The sequence below is a fragment of the Maribacter sp. ACAM166 genome (assembly GCF_005771495.1).
Classification (GTDB): Bacteria; Bacteroidota; Bacteroidia; order Flavobacteriales; family Flavobacteriaceae; genus Maribacter.
In genome coordinates, this window is the sequence record NZ_VAUW01000006.1 from 29942 (window position 1) to 52568 (window position 22627).

The 22627-nt window shown below is 36.3% G+C and carries 17 protein-coding genes; 5 read left to right on the forward strand and 12 right to left on the reverse strand.

Annotated elements, in window-relative coordinates; genetic code table 11:
• Nucleotides 1-101 precede the first annotated feature (101 nt).
• Nucleotides 102-737, forward strand: a complete 636-nt coding sequence (locus ES765_RS06545) for a head GIN domain-containing protein (protein WP_317131398.1) — start codon at nucleotides 102-104, stop codon at nucleotides 735-737.
• Nucleotides 738-743: 6 nt separating this feature from the next.
• Complete coding sequence (locus tag ES765_RS06550) at nucleotides 744-1424, forward strand: LysE family translocator (protein WP_138112460.1); 681 nt, start codon at nucleotides 744-746, stop codon at nucleotides 1422-1424.
• Nucleotides 1425-1469: 45 nt separating this feature from the next.
• On the opposite strand, the gene ES765_RS06555 is transcribed toward ES765_RS06550, so the two are convergent.
• The 5 genes from ES765_RS06555 to ES765_RS06575 all read right to left on the reverse strand — a co-directional run bounded on the left by ES765_RS06555 (nucleotide 1470) and on the right by ES765_RS06575 (nucleotide 8883).
• Nucleotides 1470-1976 (reverse strand): OmpH family outer membrane protein, encoded by a 507-nt coding sequence (locus ES765_RS06555; RefSeq protein WP_138112462.1) that lies wholly within the window; start codon nucleotides 1974-1976, stop codon nucleotides 1470-1472.
• Nucleotides 1977-2215: 239 nt separating this feature from the next.
• Nucleotides 2216-3043, reverse strand: coding sequence for a class I SAM-dependent methyltransferase (locus tag ES765_RS06560; RefSeq protein ID WP_138112464.1), 828 nt, complete (start codon nucleotides 3041-3043; stop codon nucleotides 2216-2218).
• A gap of 122 nt (nucleotides 3044-3165) precedes the next feature.
• Nucleotides 3166-5034 (reverse strand): tRNA uridine-5-carboxymethylaminomethyl(34) synthesis enzyme MnmG, encoded by a 1869-nt coding sequence (mnmG, locus tag ES765_RS06565; protein WP_138112466.1) that lies wholly within the window; start codon nucleotides 5032-5034, stop codon nucleotides 3166-3168.
• A gap of 5 nt (nucleotides 5035-5039) precedes the next feature.
• The gene (gene ybeY, locus ES765_RS06570) at nucleotides 5040-5459 is read right to left on the reverse strand and encodes an rRNA maturation RNase YbeY (RefSeq protein WP_138112468.1); all 420 of its coding nucleotides are present in this window, start codon (nucleotides 5457-5459) and stop codon (nucleotides 5040-5042) included.
• Nucleotides 5452-8883, reverse strand: a complete 3432-nt coding sequence (locus ES765_RS06575) for a DUF4175 family protein (RefSeq protein ID WP_138112470.1) — start codon at nucleotides 8881-8883, stop codon at nucleotides 5452-5454. The genes ybeY and ES765_RS06575 overlap by 8 nt, the downstream gene beginning before the upstream one ends.
• 191 nt (nucleotides 8884-9074) lie before the next feature.
• On the opposite strand from ES765_RS06575, the gene gltX reads away from it, so the two are divergent.
• A complete protein-coding gene (gene gltX / locus ES765_RS06580; RefSeq protein WP_138112472.1) occupies nucleotides 9075-10583 on the forward strand; it encodes a glutamate--tRNA ligase in 1509 nt (502 codons plus the stop codon).
• A 464-nt stretch (nucleotides 10584-11047) separates the two neighbouring features.
• Here gltX and ES765_RS06585 read toward each other — a convergent pair whose 3' ends face one another.
• The 5 genes from ES765_RS06585 to ES765_RS06600 all read right to left on the reverse strand — a co-directional run bounded on the left by ES765_RS06585 (nucleotide 11048) and on the right by ES765_RS06600 (nucleotide 16340).
• Entirely contained in the window at nucleotides 11048-11284 is a 237-nt protein-coding gene (locus ES765_RS06585) for a CBU_0592 family membrane protein (protein ID WP_138112474.1), read from the reverse strand.
• A gap of 158 nt (nucleotides 11285-11442) precedes the next feature.
• Nucleotides 11443-12420, reverse strand: coding sequence for a 23S rRNA (adenine(1618)-N(6))-methyltransferase RlmF (gene rlmF / locus ES765_RS06590; RefSeq protein WP_138112476.1), 978 nt, complete (start codon nucleotides 12418-12420; stop codon nucleotides 11443-11445).
• A gap of 44 nt (nucleotides 12421-12464) precedes the next feature.
• Entirely contained in the window at nucleotides 12465-13049 is a 585-nt protein-coding gene (locus ES765_RS06595; protein ID WP_138112478.1) for a PepSY domain-containing protein, read from the reverse strand.
• Between the two features lie 228 nt (nucleotides 13050-13277).
• Entirely contained in the window at nucleotides 13278-13433 is a 156-nt protein-coding gene (locus tag ES765_RS21695; RefSeq protein ID WP_171017246.1) for a hypothetical protein, read from the reverse strand.
• A gap of 144 nt (nucleotides 13434-13577) precedes the next feature.
• Nucleotides 13578-16340, reverse strand: coding sequence for a M14 metallopeptidase family protein (locus tag ES765_RS06600; protein ID WP_138112480.1), 2763 nt, complete (start codon nucleotides 16338-16340; stop codon nucleotides 13578-13580).
• Between the two features lie 259 nt (nucleotides 16341-16599).
• Between ES765_RS06600 and katG the strand changes: the two genes are divergently transcribed.
• Nucleotides 16600-18843: a catalase/peroxidase HPI gene (katG, locus tag ES765_RS06605; protein WP_138112482.1), complete on the forward strand. Its 2244-nt coding sequence runs from the start codon at nucleotides 16600-16602 to the stop codon at nucleotides 18841-18843.
• A 149-nt stretch (nucleotides 18844-18992) separates the two neighbouring features.
• Here katG and ES765_RS06610 read toward each other — a convergent pair whose 3' ends face one another.
• Nucleotides 18993-19352, reverse strand: coding sequence for a bleomycin resistance protein (locus ES765_RS06610; protein WP_138112484.1), 360 nt, complete (start codon nucleotides 19350-19352; stop codon nucleotides 18993-18995).
• A 259-nt stretch (nucleotides 19353-19611) separates the two neighbouring features.
• Here ES765_RS06610 and ES765_RS06615 point away from each other — a divergent pair, with 259 nt between their 5' ends.
• Nucleotides 19612-20541, forward strand: a complete 930-nt coding sequence (locus tag ES765_RS06615) for an SPFH domain-containing protein (protein ID WP_138112486.1) — start codon at nucleotides 19612-19614, stop codon at nucleotides 20539-20541.
• Between the two features lie 281 nt (nucleotides 20542-20822).
• Here ES765_RS06615 and ES765_RS06620 read toward each other — a convergent pair whose 3' ends face one another.
• A complete protein-coding gene (locus ES765_RS06620) occupies nucleotides 20823-22508 on the reverse strand; it encodes a glutamine--tRNA ligase/YqeY domain fusion protein (protein ID WP_138112488.1) in 1686 nt (561 codons plus the stop codon).
• Nucleotides 22509-22627 lie beyond the last annotated feature (119 nt).

Consider the following 22627-nt stretch of genomic DNA (forward strand, 5'->3'; position numbering starts at 1 on the left):
CTAGAGAAGTAACTATTAGCTTAGTAAGCTTATCTATTAAACAAATTTATACGTAAAGAATGAGGCAAGTACTAATTATAATAGTTCTTTTCGGAAGTCTTTTGGTTAAAGGACAGGATAATAAAATCACTCAAAATTTAGATGCTTTTAAAGAAATTAAGGGTTTTGATGGTATTTCTATTAACCTGATTAATTCAACTGAAAATAAAGCTGTTATTACGGGTGAAAATACGAGTAGTGTGGTTATTATAAATAATGATGGCATCCTTAAAATCCGTATGCAAATCGGTAAGATTTTTAGTGGATACAAAACATTTGTTGATTTACATTATTCTGGAAGCCTATTTGTTATTGATGTTAATGAGGATGCAAGAATTATAACTAAAAATATTATAAAACAAAAAGTATTAGAGCTTAAAGCTCAAGAGGGTGGTGAACTTATTGTGAATGCAGAAGTTGAACAAATGTTGATAAAATCGGTTTCCGGAGGAGTTATTAAAACAACAGGATCAGCTGATTTACAAGATGTGCAAATTAATACAGGTGGTATTTATGAAGGTAAAAATTTTAAAACCAATTTTTCAACAGTAAACGTAAATGCTGGTTCTAGAGCGGAAATTAATGCTAAAGATTATGTTAAGGCAACAGTTAAGGCTGGTGGTGAAGTACTTGTATATGGTAATCCCAAAAAATTAGAAGAAAAAACCATTTTTGGTGGTACAATTAAAAGAATGTAAAGGCTTATGTTAGAAGATGTACAGGCAGCAATTCCTTTAGGCTTTTTTTTAAGTTTTATGGTTGGTCCTGTTTTCTTTGTGCTTTTACAAACTAGTGCGGTAAAAGGTTTCAGAGCTGCCATTGTTTTAGATTTAGGAGTTTTAATTGCTGATATCTTATTTATTCTTTTAGCTTATTTCAGTAGTTACCAACTGTTAGAAAATCTAAGTAATCAACCAGGATTATATGTTTTCGGGGGTGTTATACTCTTAATTTATGGATTGTTTACCTTTTTCAAGGGTGATACTAAAAAGTTACCCGATGGATCTAAAAGAATTAAAAAGTCCGACTTTTTAGGTTTATTTATAAAAGGGTTCCTTCTAAACTTTATTAATATAGGAGTGCTTGTTTTCTGGTTAGGTATTATAATTATAATTGGTCCAAGTCTAGATAATCAACCTAGTCGATTTTTCACATTTTTTGCCACGGTATTACTTTCTTATTTTATTACCGATATTTTCAAAATATTATTAGCTAAACAGCTAAAGAAAAAATTAACGTTCAAACGAATCTGTTTTATTAAAAAGGCTATAGGGATAATTTTAGTAGTATGTGGAGTGGTGCTAATTGTAAAAGGGTTTTTACCGAAAAGTAATTTTGATATTGAAAAGGGATTTGAACGACTTGAACATACAATAATAGAATAAAAAAACCGGTAGAGTATACCGGTTTTTAAATAGTATGTTGAAATGTTACTTCTTGTATTGGTCGTTTAATAATTTAACAACTTCATTTGTTAAGTCATTCGCATCAGTACCGTACAAAACACTGCCACCATCACCACCACCAAGAATGTATGAGTATCCGTTAGCTTTACCGTAAGATTTAATTTCTTTTTTAACAGAAGATACTATACTGTCCATTTCAGTTTGTCCTTCAAGTTGTAATTGTTGATCTTGTTGTTGTAGTTGTTGACCAATAGCTTGTCCTCTTTGTTGCATAGCTGCATACTCTTCTTGTGCTTTGCTTTGAGATAATGATTGCGCTTTCGTTTGAAAAGACTGAGCTTCCATTTGAAAAGCTTGAGATATACTATCTCTTGTTTTAGCTAATGCATCTGCTCTAACTTTGAATTTAGCTTCAACATCAATTTTTTGTTGGTATTCATCCATCAATCTTACATTATCAACATATCCTATTTTATCTTGTTTGCAAGATGCCAATAATACGATTGCTAACAATACTATTACGTTTTTCATTTTTTTCATTTTTAAGTTGTGCAAAAGTAATAAAGCTTTTTAGAATTGGAATTAATTTTTAATTAGATAAATATTTAAAAAAGATAAACTATAGATAAAAATTATAATTATAACTTAACTTATAAATAATAATTATTATATATAAGTGTTTTAAAGCTGTATAAGCTAATTAAATTTTTTTTAAAGCAAACACCATAGTTTTTAATTTAAACCTCTTTAAATAGGCGTTATATAAGAATTTAACCTCTTTGAAGTACATATATAAGGGATGAATACTCTCCTGTCTTGTTTGCTTTTCTATTTGACAACCATCCATAATAAATGGCCCTTAAATAATTGCGTTTCCCTGTTTTATATTTTTCAGATAATAGTGATACATAATAAGAGTCAAAATACATGGGTAGTGTTTTTATAACTTTAAAACCGTGCTTTTTAAATAGTCTATAAATCGAATCTTGTGAAAAATGCCATAGATGTCTTGGTGTATCATAAGCGGCCCAAAATTCTTTATAATGTTCAGCGTCGTAAGATTTGAAATTAGGTACCGCAATTATAAGTGTTCCGTTTTTTTCTAAATGTTTTTCTATTATAGCAATCTGCTCATTTATGTTTGGTAAATGTTCCAGTACATGCCAAAGTGTTATTACATTAAATTTTTCATCTGTTAGATTCGTTATTTTTTCTTTAATGTGTATTCCTTTTTTTTCTGCTTTTAGTTTTGCCTCTACGCTAGGTTCTATTCCAAAAGTTTTCCATTTTTTTTTTTTTGCCTGTACTAAAAATTCACCGGTACCTGATCCAATATCAAGAAGACTTTTACTTTCATTTATAAATTGATTTATCAATTTCACTTTTTTGTTTAAAGTGTATTTTTTTACAATCTGATATATTTTTTCAAAAATCGTTTTCGATTCATCATTGTGAGATATATATGTTTTTGTTTCGTAATAAGAATTTATATTTATTGGTTGAGGACTTGTCGTAAGCATATCTAAAGATGGGTCATGTATGAGCGTAAAATTTTCTTTTGAAACTAGAAAATCTTTTGTTTTTAGGTATACCTTCAAGTTTGATAATTATTATGAGTTAATCTCAATTTGGAATTTTATTACATATTAAATGCGGAGCCAATAGCGCTCTAAATATTTTAGATTAGTAGTATTGATTGTTCCACGTGGAACAATCAATACTACCTACCAAGAAAAACTAAGAGAACACTTATATCACTTGGAGTTACACCACTTATTCTTGATGCTTGAGAAATGGTAACTGGTTGAATGTTTGTTAGTTTTTCTCTTGCTTCATAAGACAAAGATTTTAATTTATAATAATCAAATTTTTGTGGAATTCTCACAGCTTCTAGTCTATGCAATTTTTCTGCATTAACTTTTTCTTTAGCAATATATCCAGAGTATTTAATTTGAACTTCTGCTTGCTCTAGTACTTCGCCATCTAAATTATTTTCTGATATATAGGAGGAAACATCATTGAGTTGTAGCATATGATCCATTGTCACATTTGGTCTAGAAAAAGCTTTGTACATTTTATCTGATTGTTTTACCAAAGCAGAATCTACACTTTTAAGAATAGGATTAATATCTTTTGGGAGTACACTAGTTTCTCTAAAGAATTTTACTAATGCTTCTGATTTTTCTAGTTTATCCTCCATCTTTTTCATGCGTTTTTCTCCGGCTAAACCTATCGCATAACTTAACGGGGTTAAACGTAAATCTGCATTGTCTTGTCTTAATAAGGTTCTGTATTCAGCGCGTGAGGTAAACATTCGATAAGGCTCTTCAGTTCCTTTGGTAATAAGGTCATCAATGAGTACACCAATGTATGCTTGATCTCTTTTTAGAATAAGGGGCTCTTGTTCTTTTAATTTTAAATGCGCATTTATTCCTGCCATTAAACCTTGCGAAGCTGCTTCCTCGTAACCGGTAGTTCCATTTATTTGTCCAGCGAAATATAGGTTGTCTACCAACTTTGTTTCTAAAGTATGTTTCAATTGTGTAGGTGGGAAATAGTCATATTCAATAGCATAACCAGGCCTAAAGAATTTTACTTTTTCAAACCCTACAACAGAACGTAATGCTTTAAATTGTACGTCTTCTGGCAATGAGGTAGAGAAGCCATTCACATATACTTCTACGGTTTTCCACCCTTCTGGTTCGATAAACATCTGATGACTATCTTTATCTGCGAATCTATTAATCTTATCCTCTATTGATGGGCAATACCTTGGCCCAGTACTTTTTATTCGACCATTGTACATGGGCGATCTATCAAAACCTTCTCTTAGTACATCATGGACTAATTCACTCGTGTGGGTCATGTGACAATCGCGCTGGTGTTGTAGTGGTTTTGTATTTGTGTATGAAAATTTTTCTGGTACAGCATCCCCGGGTTGGATAATCATTTTAGAATAATCTAATGACCTTCCATCAACTCGTGGGGGTGTACCAGTTTTCATTCTTCCACTTTCAAACCCAAAATCAAGTAGTTGTTCTGTAATTCCCGTAGCTGCCTTTTCCCCTGCTCTACCACCACCAAATTGCTTTTCGCCAATATGAATGAGGCCATTTAAAAAAGTACCGTTGGTAAGGATTACCGCTTTCGATTTTATAGCTATACCTAACGAAGTTTTGACCCCTATAACTTTGTTCTTTTCAACTAAAAGACTAGATACCATTTCTTGATAAAAGTCAACATTGGGTGTTGCTTCTAACATTAAACGCCATTCCTCAGCAAAACGCATTCTGTCGTTTTGAGTTCTAGGACTCCACATTGCAGGTCCTTTTGACTTGTTGAGCATTTTAAATTGTATGGCAGACTTATCGGAAACTATACCGCTGTATCCACCCAAGGCATCAATTTCCCTCACTATTTGTCCTTTGGCAATACCACCCATGGCTGGGTTACATGACATTTGTCCAATGCTTTGTAAATTCATTGTAACCAAAAGTGTTTTTGATCCTAAATTGGCAGCAGAAGCAGCCGCCTCTGCGCCTGCATGACCTCCGCCAACTACGATTACATCATATTCTTCTCCAAACATATCTTCTATTGTTCCACGTGGAACAGCTTTATTTTTTCTTCTTCTTTAGCGCGCATTTCGGCAGTAGCTGTATCCATTTTATCCGAATAGCCCATTAGGTGTAACACCCCATGAACCATTACCCGCTTTAATTCATTTTCAAAGGTAACACTGAATTCTTCCGCATTTTCTCTTACCCGATCTATAGAAATATATAAGTCTCCAGATATATCTTTTCCTAATACATAATCAAAAGAGATGATATCGGTTAAATAATCATGTTGTAGATAGTCTTGATTTATCTTTAATAAATAAGAATCGTCACAAAAGATATAATTTAATTCATTAATATTAAAACCTTCAGTTTTACAGACTTCTGTTAGCCATGATTCGTATAAACCTTCAGCATCTAATTTAAAATCAGTTAAATAATTGTAGTTAATCATTGGCTTTGAAATACTCTTTCACCTTGGTTTGAAAATTTTGGCGCAAAGGTAGGCTTTGCCTATTTAAAATCTCTATTTCATTACGATAATTATCTAACAATGAGGGCTTAGTCGTAATAGGATTATTGAAATATTGTTTGTTTCCGCTACTCTCCCTTTCCGATTTTTTACCTTGTTTGAGCGCAGCATTTTCCAGCTTCAACAACTCATATTGTATCGTATTGGCTTTATTAATAGTACGTTGTGTTATGCCATTTTCTAATAAATCATTTTGAAAATCTTCCATCTGCTTGACCAATTTTTCACCAAGCTTTTGGTCATCGGTGTTAATCATATTCTGAAGTTGCTTCTCTAAAGATGCTCTGATTTTTTGTTGACTTTGATATATCTCATAGATTTCTTTCAAGTCTGCTTCGCTCATTTGACCCTGACCATTGTCTCCGCTTCCATTGCCACCTCCTTCTCCCTGTCCATTTTCTCCACCTTTCCCATTCTTATCGTTTTCTCCCTGTCCATTTTCACCACTCTCTCCGTTTTTGCCATTTCCTCCTTCTGAACCTTGTTCTCCTCCTTGCCTTTTTTTACCACTTTCGCCCTTCCCTTCTTTCCCTTGACTACCAGATTTTCCTTGTTCTCCCATTTTTTCGCCCAGCTGTTGTTGACCTTTAATAATATCAGGTAGTTGAAAACCTGCTTCGCCTTTTCCTAACCCCTTACCCATTTGCATGCTTTCCTGCATATTGTCCATAACTTCTGCTAGAAAATCAGCAAGACCATTCGCTGCAGTAAGCACATATTTTTGATGTGAAATCCCTTGAAACGTTTGACCATCGGCCATGGTTTCTAATGATTTATCAATATTGTAATATACTTCGGTAATCTGTTCATTCACAAATTCAGAGAGTTCTGCTTGTCTAAGGGATAATGCAAAAAGACTATCGTCTACATGTTCGAATAGTCGGCGTAATTCATTTTGGTCACGCACAGTTTCCGAATACTGAGACGCATCCTGATCTACCTTGGCACTAAGCTTATCAAAAAGGGATTCCTGTTTGAAAGAAAATATAATGAGATTATCCAATATCTGACGTAGCATTTCCGCATCTTCAGCAACAGAGGAACCTCCAGAGCCTGACGAAGATTCCCCTAATTGCTTGCTCATTTCCTTTATTTTTTGTGCCGCAGATTTTTGTTTTTCTTCAGCTTTGTTTTCAGTATCATTCTCTATATTCTGTTCTTTTTGAAGTTCTTCTAGGGCAGATTTTTGGTCTTTTTTTATCCTATCTTTTTTAGTTTCATCAATATTTAAATCGATTGGTTTTTTTAGAGCAGCATTATCCTTTTTAAGGGCACTCAATTCTTTGGAAAGGTCATTGAATTTTTCGTTCAGCTTTTTCTGTTCATCAGCGTTGTTTGGGCTATTTTTTTCTTCTGATAGTTCTTCTTGTTTTTTTGCAAGCTCTTCTAGGTCTCTGGCCAGTTGCGAAGCTTTTTCGGTTACATAATACCGTTTGGTCAGTTCTAGTAATTGCTCAAGACTTCGTTCGCTGTTTTGTTGCTTCTTTGCAAGTTCTTCTAACCGTTCTGAAAGCTCTTCTTTGTTTATTTTATCTGCTATTTTGTTCAGTTCTTCAAGCAGTTTTTCGTTCTTTTTCGCCTCTATTTCTTGGCGTTCTAATCGTTCTTGTAACAATTGGTTTAATTTATCGTCTTTTTCTCCTTTGTCTAAGGTTTCTTTAAGCTCTTTGCTGAATTTCTGCATGAATTGTTCTTGACGCTCCTGCTTCTTTAAAAAATCTTTTATCTGATTTTGATCATTAAAATTTAAACTTCCTTTTTCTTTCTGATTTTGATTTAATTCATCTAAAGTTTCTTTTTGCTCCTTCGCACGTTCTAAAGATTTATCCAGATCCTTAATGAGAGATTGTTGTACTTCGAGCACTTTGTTTTTTAGTTGATTGTCATCGAGTAGGACTTGCTTAAAAATTTGACTTTTCACTGTTTTACCATTATGTATCGCATCATTATCCGTTACCTGAAAGTAGAAGCCGTAGTTTTTTCCAACTTCGATTTCTAAACCAGAAGGAAACGTATAATAGAACTGTTCAAAATTCGAAGTTGGTTTTATAAGGGTGACCGTTTTTTCAGACTTCTTATCCCCTACTTCGAAATAGGTAACAGTTATTTTACTTAAACCATAATCATCGGTTGCATTACCCGTAAAGTACGATATATTAGAATTTATTGAATCTAGAACCTGAGTTACTTTAATTGTAGGATACCCATCTTTTATAACCTTAAAATCATATGACAATTGCTCATAATCTTTAATGTTTTTGTTCGAAGTAGTTAGTTGGTAATTTAGATTATGAAAAATGCGTTGACCCAATTTGAACTCATCTTTTGCCTTTACAAATTGGTAGGAAGTGTCTTTGGTTATTAATTTAATCTCATCGGTATTTTTTCCTTCAATTTTCCAAGTAATTTTTGTACCCTCTGGTATTACTGCGTTTCCGGTGCTTTTTATTGTTTCACTTCGTTTCTTTAGATAGACAGGATAGGCTAAATCCATCGTAAAATCAACAATTGAGGGAGTTTCTAAAGCAGTCATGGTATACTTACGAGATTGAACTTCATTAGCCTTAAAATTGAATGTCGTGGTTTTTACTGGAGGTGAAAATGTATACATATAAAGCCCATTCTCTTGTTGAAGCAGAATATCCTTCCCGTCGATATGCACATAAACATTTTCGGGTCTTATATCGCCCTTTGTGGCAACCTGAAGCGTGAAGGCTTCATCCTCCAAAACATTCAGGTTTGATGTCAAAAGTTCAAATCTGAAAGGAGCGGGTTTATCATAAGCTAGGTTATAATTAACTACACGTTCGTAAGTGCCAAAAAACGTGTTCCAATTGCCGGAGATATAAAGCAAACCTAATATCAGCAAAGGGGGTATTGCATATTTTGTGTAGCCAATCGCCTCTTTGTAAGTAACGGCATTAGAAAATGGTATCGAATCCAGTTGTTTTGAGCGTTGTGAAATACTAGCCAACAACAATTCCGACTGCTGTTTGTCTTCCGCTAGATCCAATAGATTCGTCAACCTATCCCCCACTTCGGGAAAATGCTTGCCAATCATAGTGGCAGCATCTTTTGGCCCAATTCCTTTTTTTAATCGCAAGAGATAGAAAATAGGAGTAAGAATGTAGCGAAATAATAAGAAAACTTCAACCAAGACAAATACACCAAACAGCATCATTCTGCCTGAAGTACTAAGCCACAAAAAATATTCTACCCCTAATATGATTAACAAAAACAATAGTCCGAAGACAAAAAAAAGTAAAACCCCTTTAAGTAATACTTGAGAATAATGCTTTTGAATAAACTGGTTTAATCGGTTTAATATGTGATTATAGTCTTGCAATTATTTTTTTTATACCAAGATAACGGTTATCACCAATGTTTGTTGGGAAATATGTGTTAAAACAGGGTGTTACTAATTTGATGAAACGGCAAGCAATGAATTAGTATTACACAGTAATGAGCGAATTCCTATTTCCAATTTTAGATTTAAAAACGGTTGGTTGTGTATCTTTGCACCTTTATAAAAAGCATATGTCACAAAAAGTACGCGTTCGTTTTGCACCAAGTCCTACAGGACCTTTACATATTGGCGGGGTTCGTACCGCGCTGTTTAATTATTTATTTGCCAAAAAACACGGTGGTGATTTCATTCTTCGTATTGAAGATACAGATCAAAACAGGTATGTTGAAGGAGCTGAACAATATATTATTGATGCATTGAATTGGTGCGGAATTCCTTTTGATGAGGGTATTGGAAAAGAAGGTGAATTTGGACCATATAGACAGAGCGAGCGTAAATCGTTGTACAAGCAATACGCCGATAAACTTATCGAAAAAGGAAAGGCTTATTACGCTTTTGATACTTCAGAACGATTGGATTTTCACAGAAAGGACCACGAACAAAAAGGAAAGACATTTATTTATAATTGGCATAACCGGCTAAAACTCGACAATTCTTTATCGCTTATGCCTGAAGATGTCCAGAAACGGTTGGACAATGGGGATGAGTATGTAATTCGATTTTTAACCCCACCGGATGAAAAATTACAATTGACCGACATTATCCGTGGGTCTATGGAAATAGACACTAATGTACTTGATGATAAGGTGCTATTTAAAAGTGATGGAATGCCGACCTATCACTTGGCAAATATTGTAGATGACCATTTGATGAAAATTACTCATGTTATCCGTGGAGAAGAATGGTTACCTTCTTTAGCATTGCATAAACAACTGTATGATGCTTTCGGATGGGATACACCACAATTTGCACACTTACCATTAATTATGAAGCCTGTTGGAAAAGGAAAATTAAGCAAGCGTGATGGCGAGAAAATGGGATTCCCTGTATTCCCTTTGTCTTGGAATGATTCTCAAGGGTATAAAGAAGCTGGATATTTTCCGGAAGCGGTCATTAATTTCTTAGCCCTATTGGGATGGAATCCAGGCACGGAACAAGAATTATTTTCGTTAGATGAGCTAGTGGCTACTTTCAGCTTAGACCGGGTAAACAAGTCTGGTGCTCGTTTTGACCCAGAAAAAACTAAATGGTATAATCAATATTATTTACAACAAACTTCAGATGCTGTGTTGGCAGAGAGTTTCTTACCTACAGTAAAAGGGCACACTACGAATGATGACTATTCAAATTTGGAGTATGTTACAAAAGTGGTTTCTCTTATAAAAGAGCGTGCGGTTTTCGTTTCTGATTTTTGGGAATTGAGCGATTATTTCTTTGTAGCACCAACGGATTACAATGCGAAAGCGGCGAAAAAATCATGGAAAGCCGATACCGAAGATATCATGAATGATTTGATTGACACCTTAAATTCCATTGGTGATTTTTCATCAGAAAATCTGGAAACTTTAGTAAAGGCATGGATAACTGAAAAGGAACTTTCGTTTGGTAAAGTTATGCCACCTTTGCGTTTGTTCTTGGTAGGTGATATGAAAGGCCCACATATTTTTGATATAATGGGCATGGTAGGCAAAGAAGAAAGTATCACCAGAATTAAAGTTGCGCTAGAGAAATTAGGTTAGAAAAAGGTATTATCTCCACGTTCGATATTAGTTAAAACTATAGGCGAAATCTTTTATTTTGGTGATTGAATCGAGAGTTGTTTTAAAAAACTTTTCAAAACATTCATCGCTAAGGGGGTCATCGCTATAGGGCCAAATATGTGATTATGCTGAAAAGCAGCAACCACATTATAATTAATTTTGGGTTATTTTACTGCTGTTGAAACGATGGTAGTAACGCAATAGCATGAAGTGAAGAATGAACGGTTAGGCATTATCCATTAAGTTGTGAATTCGTAAGCAAAACTAAACTCATCGGTATTTGTTTTAGAAAGGATTATTATGACTTATTTCCGCTTCATTGAATTCGAAAAATATATGTTCTCTTGAAATAACTGTTGAAGTAGTAGTATTGACAAAAACATATGCTCTAGCGTTTAGCTAAGGCTTTAAACCTTTTAAAAGCACATCTAAATCTGTTTCTCCTACCGTAAGCGCTGTTTTAAGAGGGTAACTAAAGAAACCAATGCCCAAATCCCTTCAAGGATGATAAAGGGTAGGTAGTTCAATAAAACGGAAGCCAAACAAGCCATGCTCGCTCCAATGAAATTTAAAAGAAGAAAAAGGGTAGATTGGTTACTTGCGTTACCGGTTAAGTTAAGCACATAGGCCAACAAAATTTGAAATACTCCCGCAAAACCTATCCAATCTTCTACATTCATTTTTAGCCGCTTTTATATCATTTGGACAGATGTAGAAACGAATATATTTATATGTTGAAATACACTATAAACAAATCAGGCACATCAAAGTAATTCCAGCTATTTTCAAGCTTGATTGTTGTGCATATCATTTCTTAGTATGGGATACATCTAAAATATTATTCTACAGAATTTTGCCATCTTTCGGCTGACCAAGACGCCAGTTCTTTTTCATTTAAAAAAGTCCAGGCAACGATTCTACTCATTTTGTTCCCGTGTCCCATTGGGATCGTCTTATGTTCAGTAGCTCCAATTTTTTCCAACCGATCATAGAACGAACGTAAGTTGGACTGTTTGGACACTAATGTTGAAAACCACGCACAGTTTTTAGAATACTGGGCACTTTCATTAATCATGTTGAGTACAAAACGTTTCTCACCACCATCTGTCCATAATTCACCACCTTGGCCACCAAAATTAAGTTCGGGTTTTTTTACCCTTTTCTTTTTTAGGTTACTTAGCTTCCGCAAAGTTCCCGCTTCGGCTTCCGCTTGTGTGGCATGAAACGGTGGGTTGCATATGGTTAAATCTAGTTGTTCGTCTGCGTTTAATATCCCAGAGAAAATATGTTCAGGTTTTGACTGAAGTCTAAATTCTACCTTGCCGACAAGTGAAGGATTGGAATGGACAATGTTTTTGGCAGCTTCAATTCCTTTGGGGTCTATATCCGTAGCGATAAAAGACCATCCGTAGGTATTATTTCCAATTATTGGGTATACGCAGTTTGCGCCCACACCGATATCCAAGCATTTTATTTGCTCTCCCTTAGGTACAGCGCCTCCATTGCTAGCCGCTAAAACATCTGCTATGTGATGCACATAATCTGCTCGCCCAGGGATGGGAGGACAAAGAAAACCATCTGGTATATCCCAATATTCTAAGCCGTAATGGGAAATCAACAATGCTTTATTAAGTGCTTTGACTGCTATTGGATTAAAAAAATCTATAGAAAGGTTGCCATATTTATTTTTGGCGACGAATTCTTTAAGGTCAGGATTTACTAGGCGGAGGGCCTTTAAATCGTAACGACCTGTGTGCTTATTGCGTGGATGTAAACTCGGTTTTTCTAGACCTTCTTTTTTTATAGGGCTTTGCATCTTTCTGGCATGTGTTCTTTAGACTACAAAGCTAAAGCTAATTTTTACGTGGCACTATTATTTCTTCTCATGCGTTTAGGGCCATACCAGAGCCAAAAGCCGGTAATAGTAAAAACCAACAGCGCAATACCCATAACAGAAGTGTAAAATACTTTGATTTGGTTGTCACTGGTGCCTACGTAATTATCTAAAATAGAACCATCATGTATATGTTCAATTATGTCTGAATAACGACGCTCAGTGTGAAGTAGGTTGCCGGTCGCGCCATCAAGTTGTAGACCCCAAAAATGATTAGCGTATATAAACTTCACCATTCCTTTTTCCTTTCGAACATCAATACGGTCAATTTCGGTAGAAAGTTCGGTTGAAACAGTTTCTAGAAGATATGAATTCGCCAAAGTATGCAGACTATCTAAAGGCAACCAATCTTTTAGATTCGTAGAAGTGCCGTTATGGGATTTTGACATGATAATACCTCCACTATGTTTTTTCCAACCCAAAAGTAGTCCGGTAATTGAAATGAAAAAGAAAAATATAAAAAGAGCGGCACCAGTAGCTCTATGAACCTTTCTGAACCATCGCAGCAATTTTGCTTGTCGTTTTCTCTTCGTATCCTTCCCCTTTCTCATAAACCAAACTTGCTGCGCAATATAGGTAGATTAAAAAAGATCGATATAAAAGAAATTGTTAAAAGACTTGGGTTTAACACCATTAATTGTTGTGTTTGATACTAGATATGGTTTGCCGTGTACTGTAGGGAGTACGGGAAGTTAAATTTAGAATTTCACTTTCCCATTCTGTTTAGAAACGGCCTCGTTTTTATTGTATTTTATACTATTCAGTCTAATTTTATTATTTTAATTGAAATCAGCATGAATTTTATGGTTAAAGGCAATCAAAACACGCTCGCACCAAAATGGTAACTGCGAAGCTAGCACTAAAATAGAGTGGTTGTTGGTGCTATTTTTCCAATTCAACGGGTCTTCTGCGCCCCCTACTAATGTGCGATGCATAGTAACAAACCAATTTTGTTTGGTATGGGTGTGTTTAAGTATCCCCTCAAGTTAAAAGGTTCATTGCACCGGTACTTTTTAACGGACACACCCACCACAAGTAAAACGGTATATTCAGCTAAGTTTAATAGGTGCGTTACTTACCTATTCTTCCTTTTCACCCTCAACACGTTGTATAGCGTCAGTAGATGACCACTCCTCGTTAACTTTATGATTGTTTGGAATGTCATTAGCATAAAATAGCGCGTTGAATAATGAACGATAGGTACCCATTGGTTGTCCTCGCCATTGGGGCTGAAAGCCAAAGAGCACTACGTGACCTTTTTTATAGTGAACATCTAAAGCTGCCGCATTGTTGTTCATATATTCTTCGCCAACTAAATAACCGGATAAGAGGGGCGAGCCTTTTTCTTGATACCGAGCAAGAACCTCGCCTTTAAAACCTTCTTTGGTTTGAAATACCGGACTATCAAATACAAAAACACTTGATTTTTCGGGCATTCCGGCCATTACAGGATGTTGGTTATTGTTTTCTACTTCCATGATTGAACCTCCAGTGAAAAATGCGCTTCTTTCTACATCTTTAATATTGTTTCTTACCGGTAAGTGAAGAGCGTTAATGGCAAAATCACTGCTTTTATTAAGACAGACCAATGTTCCACCTTCGCTTACAAATGATTCAATGTTACGAGTACCTTTTCCGCTAAGTCCACCTGCATATTGTGGGGGCGCCATTCCTTTTTGAAAACCGTTTTCAATAACGCCAGGTCCTTCTGAAGCCATTAGAATTACATCAAACCGATCATTCAACGTACCATTGACAACATCGGTATTCCTAATTATAGTATACGGAATTCCAAAACTATCTAAAAGCCACCTTGTCCAACCCATATCCATACTCGCCGTCCAAGGGTCGTAAACCGCAATTCGCGATGTAAGTTTTGTTTTGGATGAACTAGACCTAAGCAAACCATTAACGGCGTACTCTTTTATCCATGTTTGAATTTGTGAACGATTTGCATTTTTAATACCATATGATTGCGTTTTTGAATCATAGAGTAGTGGCAAGCCTTTATTCATTGCTTCTCCAACCACCCTAAATGTATTATTCTCTTTAGGATTTAAAAATAACGTTCCACCACTCCCTTTAACTGAACCTGGCAAAGGCACAATGCCTGCTGCAACTTCATTTGTATTAAAACCGGCTCCACCAACAAAATCAACCTTACTAAGGTCTCCTTGTCCCTCTTGGTCAGCATCTAAAGCGATGCCTTTTACCGGAATTAACGCTTCGTTAAGCGCTTCTGTTAAAGGAGACATCGCCGCAATCACTTCTAATTCCATTTGATAGGGTAAGGTCCAACCGGCTGCATCATAAGGTTGTTCTAAAGGTCCATCTGGTGATTCTCTCAAATCTGGGTATTCTTGAACATCCATTAACTGGCGCACCAACTCACCAAATTCTTGGGCCATAGGTATTACCCAAGTTCCCTTTGGATAATTCATGCCTTCAAAAAGAATTGCTTTATCTAACTGAGAAATTTTAACACCATTAAAAGCTAATCTTCTTAGTAATTCCACTGGGCGAACGGGATCCCGTTGCTTTTGTTTTATGAAATACGCATATGGGGGTTCTTGCTTGTATTTTTCTATAACACCAATGCCCGATTGATATTTGTTAAATAGGAGTGTCTCTTTGTATTTCGAGGCATAGTCTAAAACTGCAATAGAAGCGGTCTGCATATATTGCATGGCATCTTTTAATCGCCACCAGCCACCTTTCCATGGGCTTGAATAAAGAGACTCTACCCTTAAGTCGGCCCTATCTTTTGGGAAATCACGTATAGTGTAAAGGTGTGGTGTTGCGAATCGGTAGAGTGCAGTTTCTGTCCAAAAAGAGGGGATGTTTTGCATAACAGGCATATAGTCTATGTAACCTGGGTACCAAGCGTCAAAACCTTTGCCCATATGCACGGCACCCGGCAGTCCTTCAGTTTCAAGTTCCTGCGCTATTGCCATTCCGATCATATTAACTTCACGGGCAACTATTGGGGGAGTTTGTGGGGCAATTGGTTCAGCAAAAGGAGGCAACCAAATACGTGTGGGAAATGGGGAGGATTGATGGTGAACATGAATGATGCTTGGCTCCCATTCGCGCCATGTTCGGCCTACCACCCGAGACTCTAATTGATTCAACATATAGGCATCACGATTATTATCATGACCAACATACTTTTGATACAACCAGGGTGTTGGTGCTGTTTCATACGGTGTTCCAACATTACCCAAGTACCAATTTGCAATGATATCTTGTCCATCAGGATTAAGGGAGGGCCATAACACAAGAATGACATTATCTAAAATGACCTTGAACTTCTTTTCATCTGCCTTGCTTACCAATTCGTGGGCTAACGTAATAATGTGCTGTGCACCCGCAACTTCAGAGGCATGTAATCCACCGCTTATATCAACAATCGCTTTCCCTTCTTCAGCAAGTTGTTTTGCCATTTCTCGACTTAGCCCCTGTGGGTGAGCAAGTTGTTGTGAAATCGATTTATAATGCTCAACCTTTTTAAGGTTTTCGGGTGATGATATCAACACATAGTTCCAGTCCCTACCTTCTGAGGTTTTGCCAGCATAGCGCATTTCCACCAAGTCACTTGCTTCGGCTAGCTTTTTAAAGTATGTAATGGATTGTTGGTAAGTGGCCAAATGAAAATCGGACCCTATTTCAAAACCTATCACATCATTAGGATTTGGTATATTTTGTGCGTGTATTTTAGATGTTCCAATTAGAAACAATAACAAAGCGGAACAAAACGGTATTAAAGAGTAAGCACGTGTACCAAAGCTTATTAAAAAAGTGGAAATTTTGGATAAAGCTGTTAAAGATGATTTACAGAGCATTGCGAAAGGTTTTAGTTGGTATCGCTAATGTATTAATAAAGAATCTTTCTCCTTTCTAAAATCTCAATTAAAGAAGAAAATTTAGGATATCGAAAAAATTATGGAAGAATAAAATGTCACTTGATAATTCGATAATAGAAGGGTTGATTAAGTTTGAAAACACGCCATAGGTTTTATCTATCGATAATGATATTTTAATAAACAAAATATTTATAAATTTACTATTCAACTAAAAAACAACCTTATAAATAATATACTAATGAGCAATAACAACGGAAAAGGAGAAGCTTTGGATGTAAATGAATCTTCAGCAGCAGATTGTCCATTTTTGAATGGTGAGTTAAATCAGGCAGCAGGCGGCGGTACATCTATCAAAGATTGGTGGCCAAACATGTTGAATCTGAATATTCTGAGACTGCATTCAAAGAAAGCAGATCCAATGGATGATGATTTTAACTATGTGGAAGAGTTTAAATCTTTGGATTTGGCAGCTGTTAAAAAGGATTTAACGGATCTTATGACAAATAGTCAAGATTGGTGGCCTGCAGATTATGGGCATTATGGACCTTTCTTTATTCGTATGGCGTGGCATAGCGCAGGCACCTACCGTATTGCGGATGGCAGGGGTGGAGCTAGTTCTGGAAATCAACGTTTTACACCATTGAATAGTTGGCCCGACAATGCGAATTTGGATAAGGCTAGGTTATTATTATGGCCCATCAAACAAAAATATGGTAGAAAGATTTCTTGGGCAGATTTAATAATATTAACCGGTAATGTCGCTCACGAAAGTATGGGATTACCAATGTTTGGTTTTGCGGGAGGTCGTGAAGATATTTGGCAACCAGAAGAAGATATTTATTGGGGCTCAGAAACAGAGTGGTTAGGGAATAATAAGCGATATGATGAAGATGGCAGTGAATTAGAAAATCCCTTAGGTGCTGCACATATGGGTTTAATCTATGTTAATCCTGAAGGACATAATGCAAACCCAGATCCATTAGAGGCTGCACACTACATCAGGCAGACGTTCAAGCGAATGGCGATGAATGATTACGAGACGGTTGCCTTAATTGCAGGTGGTCATACCTTTGGCAAAACTCATGGGGCTGCAAACCCAGATGATTATGTTTCTGATGAACCGGCCGCAGCCGATATTACCGAGCAAGGTTTAGGATGGAGAAATAGTTACAAATCAGGTGTAGGAGCAGATACAATTACTAGTGGACTTGAAGGAGCCTGGACACAGAGTCCTACGCAATGGAGTCATAAATACTTTGAAAACCTTTTTGGTTTTGAATGGGAGTTGACCAAGAGTCCTGCAGGTGCTTGGCAATTTAAACCAGTAGGTGATGAGGGAGCAGGTAGTGTGCCAGACGCACATATTGAAGGTAAGACCCATCAACCCTTTATGTTGGTTACGGACCTTTCGCTTCGCATTGATCCAGAATATGAAAAAATCTCAAGAAACTTTTTAGAAAACCCTGATGAATTTAAAGATGCGTATGCCCGGGCGTGGTATAAGTTAACGCACCGTGATATGGGACCTGTCAATCGTTATTTAGGTTCAGAAGTTCCACAAGAGGAATTACTATGGCAAGATCCTGTGCCCAATGTTAATTTTGAATTGGTAAATGATACTGATATTGAGCAATTAAAAACGAGCATTTTAGCTTCAGGCCTATCCACTTCAGAGTTGGTTTCTGCTGCATGGGCTTCTGCTTCCACATTTAGGGAATCTGATAAACGTGGTGGCGCTAATGGGGGCCGTATTCGTTTAGCTCCTCAAAAAGATTGGAAAGTTAATAACCCAGCACAATTGTCAAAGGTTATCAATACATTAGAAAGGATTCAAAAAGAATTTAGTGATAGTCAATCTGGCAAAAAGAAAGTTTCTTTAGCAGATTTAGTTGTTTTGGCAGGCACAGCTGCTGTTGAAAAGGCCGCTAAGGCTGCAGGATATGATGCTAATGTAGCTTTTACAGCAGGTCGTACCGATGCTACCCAAGAAATGACAGATATTGAATCCTTTGATGCATTAGAACCTATTGCTGATGGCTTCCGCAATTATACCAAACGTAAATACTCTGTGAAGGCTGAAGAATTGCTGGTTGATAGAGCAAACCTTCTTTCGTTAACCGCTCCTGAAATGACTGTTTTAGTGGGAGGTCTAAGGGTATTAGGCACGAATTTTGACGGTTCTAAACATGGGGTTTTTACCGACAATCCAGGTGCGTTGACAAATGATTTCTTTGTTAATCTTTTGGATATGGGAACTACTTGGAAAGCGACTTCCGATGATGATACTGTATTCGAAGGTAGAAATCGTAAAACAGGAAACGTAAAATGGACAGGTACAAGAGCAGACTTAATATTTGGTTCTAATTCTGAACTACGTGCGTTGGCCGAAGTATATGGTACGGAAGATGCGAAACGAAAGTTTGTTCGCGATTTTGTAAAAACATGGACTAAGGTTATGAACCTTGACCGTTATGACGTTTAAGGAATAAAGTAGATTTTATTTTGCATAAACCAAGGCAGCTCTAAACGGGGCTGCCTTTTTTTTATCATGGTAATGAGCTAGAAATGTAACATCTGAAATTTGAGGAAATAGAACATTAACAACAATGATGTGTAAACGAGTTGTTTAATTTAGGGAAATGTCTGACCAAAGGTCAATAAGTTACTGTCGGGGTCTACTAAAGAAAATTCCTTTTGACCCCATGGTTTAACCTCTAGTTTTCCATTAGGATGAATAGGCACCTTGTTTTTTGATAACAATCGGTATACTGTGTCTGTTTGATTTGTTCTAATATAGAGCTGACCATAATTTTCTAGTGTGTCTAGTCCCTTAAATAAGAAAAAATGAATTTGAATATTGTCTTTTTCAACCATTAAATACTCAGGATAATCAGTAGTTCCAAATTCATTAAATCCTAGAAAATTAATATAATAATCTCTAGTAACAGCCTTGTTCCGCATTGGTAATTTCGGATTTATGGAAACTAACATTTAATATCTTTTTATAGTTGTAACTTGATTTAAAGGTAACTTTTATAATAAAAGAACAAACAATAATAGAGGGCACTTTTTTTAGATAAGATATATGTGAGAGGTTATAATCTGATGAATTTCCCATGCTTTCACCATGATTTTTAGGTTTTTTTGATAGTACTTTGTTCATTGTTACTGTAACAATTAGCAATAAATTGCTACCAATGCTAAGAAGGCTTTTACTATCTTTCAATATTAACTATAAAATCAAAACACCATGGGAGCGTTCATTTGGATTCCAATCGTAATTTTTGTGATTATTACAGTCCTTTCAGGAGTATTTATTGTAAAACAGCAGACGGCTGTTTTAATTGAAACGTTTGGAAGGTTCACGAGTGTACGTCATTCAGGTATTCAATTTAAAATTCCGTTTGCACAACGAATTGCCGCACGAGTTGGTTTAAAAATTCAACAGTTAGATGTGATTATAGAAACGAAAACGCTTGATGATGTTTTTGTCAAAATAAAGGTTTCTGTTCAATATGTAGTCATTAGGGAAAAAGTGTATGACGCTTTTTATAAATTGGAATATCCCCATGAACAAATTACATCGTACGTGTTTGATGTGGTACGGGCAGAAGTGCCAAAAATGAAATTAGATGATGTTTTTGTAAGGAAAAATGACATTGCAATTGCTGTTAAATCTGAACTGCAAGAGGCAATGTTGGATTATGGATTTGATATCATTAAAACATTGGTAACTGATATTGACCCTGACGCCCAAGTTAAAGAGGCCATGAACCGTATAAATGCATCTGAGCGACAAAAAACAGCCGCACAGTTTGAAGGTGATGCTGCCCGTATATTAATAGTTGAAAAGGCAAAGGCTGAAGCTGAAAGTAAACGTTTACAAGGAATGGGTATTGCAGACCAAAGAAGAGAGATTGCTCGTGGGTTGGAAGAATCTGTTGAGGTACTGAACAAGGTCGGCATTAATTCACAAGAGGCTTCTGCGTTGATTGTAGTTACGCAACATTACGACACGTTACAAAGCATAGGAGAAGCCACGAATACCAATTTAATTTTATTGCCAAATTCCCCGCAGGCTGGAAGTGATATGTTAAATAATATGGTGGCTAGTTTTACGGCAAGCAATATGATTGGCGAAAGCATGAAAAAATCGCAAAAACCAAAACCGAAAGAGTAAACTAAAGTTGTAAAATGTCATTTCATAAAAAACGCCCAGAAACTATTAAGTATCTGGGCGTTTTTGTTTAGGTTCTCAGAGTTAAGGACAAAAATTACTTAACGAACCCCTAAAGCAACCGAGGAACAACGTAAAACACGTTCCACACACATGTGGTTTAAAAACACAAAAAAGCCCTTAAGATGGAGTTCTAAGGGCTTTTTTGTGTTAGAAAATTTAATGCTACGTAGTGTATTCAATACCTAAAACGTAGACCCTAAATTCACTATAAATAAAGTAGGTTACTTCTTTTCTTGAACTTTTGCCCAAGAGTCTCTCAACCCTACCGTTCTATTAAAAATAAGTTTTTCTGCAGTGGTATCAGGATCAACACAAAAATATCCGATTCGTTGAAATTGAAAACGATCACCTGATTTTGCGTTTTTGAGTGCAGGTTCAACATATCCTGTAATAACACTTAAAGAATCTGGATTTATAAAATCTAAGAAATCTTTGTCTTTATGTGTATCTGGACTCTCATCTGTAAAAAGGCGATCATACAAGCGAATTTCTGTTGGAACTGCATGTGCTATAGAAACCCAATGCAAGGTGCCTTTTACTCGACGCAAACTTTCTTCTGTACCACTGCCACTCTTACTTTTTGGGTCATACGTACATTGAACCTCTATAATATTCCCTTCGGTATCTTTGGTGCAAGACTCAGCCTTAATGATGTAACCGTTTTTTAAACGAACTTCTCCACCCAATTTTAAACGGAAGAATTTCTTGTTTGCAGCTTCCTTAAAATCTTCTTGTTCGATATATAATTCCCTAGAGAAAGGCAATTCTCTTGAACCTGCGGTTTCATCTTCTGGTGAGTTTTCAGCTTCCAGCCATTCAGTTTCACCTTCTTGATAATTGGTGATTACCAATTTTAACGGATTCAAAACACCCATTACCCTATGGGTGGTTTTATTCAAATGTTCGCGAATATTGAATTCAAGTAGGGATACATCAATTAGATTATCTCGTTTTGCAATACCTATTGTATCAACGAAATTTCGAATGGATTCTGAGGTATACCCCCTTCTACGCAACCCTGAGATGGTTGGCATTCTTGGGTCATCCCATCCGGTAACATGTCCTTGTTCTACCAATTGTAGTAATTTACGTTTACTAACGATAGTGTGGCTTAAGTTGCGTCGCGCAAATTCACGTTGTTTAGGGCGTATGTTTTTAGTAGTATATACTTGATCTAGAAACCAATCGTAGAGCTCACGGTGCATTGCAAATTCTAACGTACAAAACGAGTGCGAAACTTGTTCGATATAGTCACTTTCCCCATGAGTCCAGTCGTACATAGGATAAATACACCAATCGGTATTAGTACGGTGATGAGCTTTATGAAGTATTCTATACATAATTGGATCCCTCATTAACATATTCGCTGAGGCCATATCGATTTTAGCCCGCAGAACATGAGTGCCTTCTTTGAATTCTCCACTTTTCATTTTTTCGAACAGGGTAAGATTCTCTTCAACGGTGCGATTTCGATTTGGACCATTGACCCCTGGTTCCGTTGGCGTACCTTTTTGTTCTGCCATGTCTTCAGATGATTGGTCATCTACATAGGCCTTGCCATCTTTAATTAAATGAACTGCCCAATCATGAAGTTGCTGGAAATAATCTGAGGCATACCGTTCGGTATCCCACTTAAAGCCTAACCATTCCACATCTTTTTTAATGGCATCTACATACTCTTGTTCCTCTTTTGCCGGGTTGGTATCATCAAACCTTAGGTTAACAGGGGCATTGTAGCGTAGCCCTAACCCAAAATTCAGGCAAATAGAACTGGCGTGTCCAATGTGCAGATAACCATTGGGCTCTGGTGGAAAACGAAAACGAAGTTCGTCTCTGGTATACCCATTCTCTAAGTCTTCCTCTACAAGTTGTTCTATAAAATTCAAAGACTTTGATGTCTCGCTCATGTCGTTTTATTTCAGTCTACAAAAGTAGCAAAATTGCCTGAACTAGGAGGTTTAAAATAAATACACCTTATTTTAAATGAGTTTCACAACATAAATGTTCCTTCCGACAACAATAAATT

What these genes read in the sequence shown, in the direction of transcription:
- mnmG (WP_138112466.1), bottom strand. Translation starts at nt 5,034, where the DNA reads ATGTTTGGAGAAGAATATGATGTAATCGTAGTTGGCGGAGGTCATGCA.
- ES765_RS06600 (WP_138112480.1), bottom strand. Translation starts at nt 16,340, where the DNA reads ATGCTCTGTAAATCATCTTTAACAGCTTTATCCAAAATTTCCACTTTT.
- ES765_RS06555 (WP_138112462.1), bottom strand. Translation starts at nt 1,976, where the DNA reads ATGAAAAACGTAATAGTATTGTTAGCAATCGTATTATTGGCATCTTGC.
- gltX (WP_138112472.1), top strand. Translation starts at nt 9,075, where the DNA reads ATGTCACAAAAAGTACGCGTTCGTTTTGCACCAAGTCCTACAGGACCT.
- ES765_RS06620 (WP_138112488.1), bottom strand. Translation starts at nt 22,508, where the DNA reads ATGAGCGAGACATCAAAGTCTTTGAATTTTATAGAACAACTTGTAGAG.
- ES765_RS06550 (WP_138112460.1), top strand. Translation starts at nt 744, where the DNA reads ATGTTAGAAGATGTACAGGCAGCAATTCCTTTAGGCTTTTTTTTAAGT.
- katG (WP_138112482.1), top strand. Translation starts at nt 16,600, where the DNA reads ATGAGCAATAACAACGGAAAAGGAGAAGCTTTGGATGTAAATGAATCT.
- ybeY (WP_138112468.1), bottom strand. Translation starts at nt 5,459, where the DNA reads ATGATTAACTACAATTATTTAACTGATTTTAAATTAGATGCTGAAGGT.
- ES765_RS06610 (WP_138112484.1), bottom strand. Translation starts at nt 19,352, where the DNA reads ATGTTAGTTTCCATAAATCCGAAATTACCAATGCGGAACAAGGCTGTT.
- ES765_RS06615 (WP_138112486.1), top strand. Translation starts at nt 19,612, where the DNA reads ATGGGAGCGTTCATTTGGATTCCAATCGTAATTTTTGTGATTATTACA.
- ES765_RS06595 (WP_138112478.1), bottom strand. Translation starts at nt 13,049, where the DNA reads ATGAGAAAGGGGAAGGATACGAAGAGAAAACGACAAGCAAAATTGCTG.
- ES765_RS21695 (WP_171017246.1), bottom strand. Translation starts at nt 13,433, where the DNA reads ATGCATCGCACATTAGTAGGGGGCGCAGAAGACCCGTTGAATTGGAAA.
- rlmF (WP_138112476.1), bottom strand. Translation starts at nt 12,420, where the DNA reads ATGCAAAGCCCTATAAAAAAAGAAGGTCTAGAAAAACCGAGTTTACAT.
- ES765_RS06585 (WP_138112474.1), bottom strand. Translation starts at nt 11,284, where the DNA reads ATGAATGTAGAAGATTGGATAGGTTTTGCGGGAGTATTTCAAATTTTG.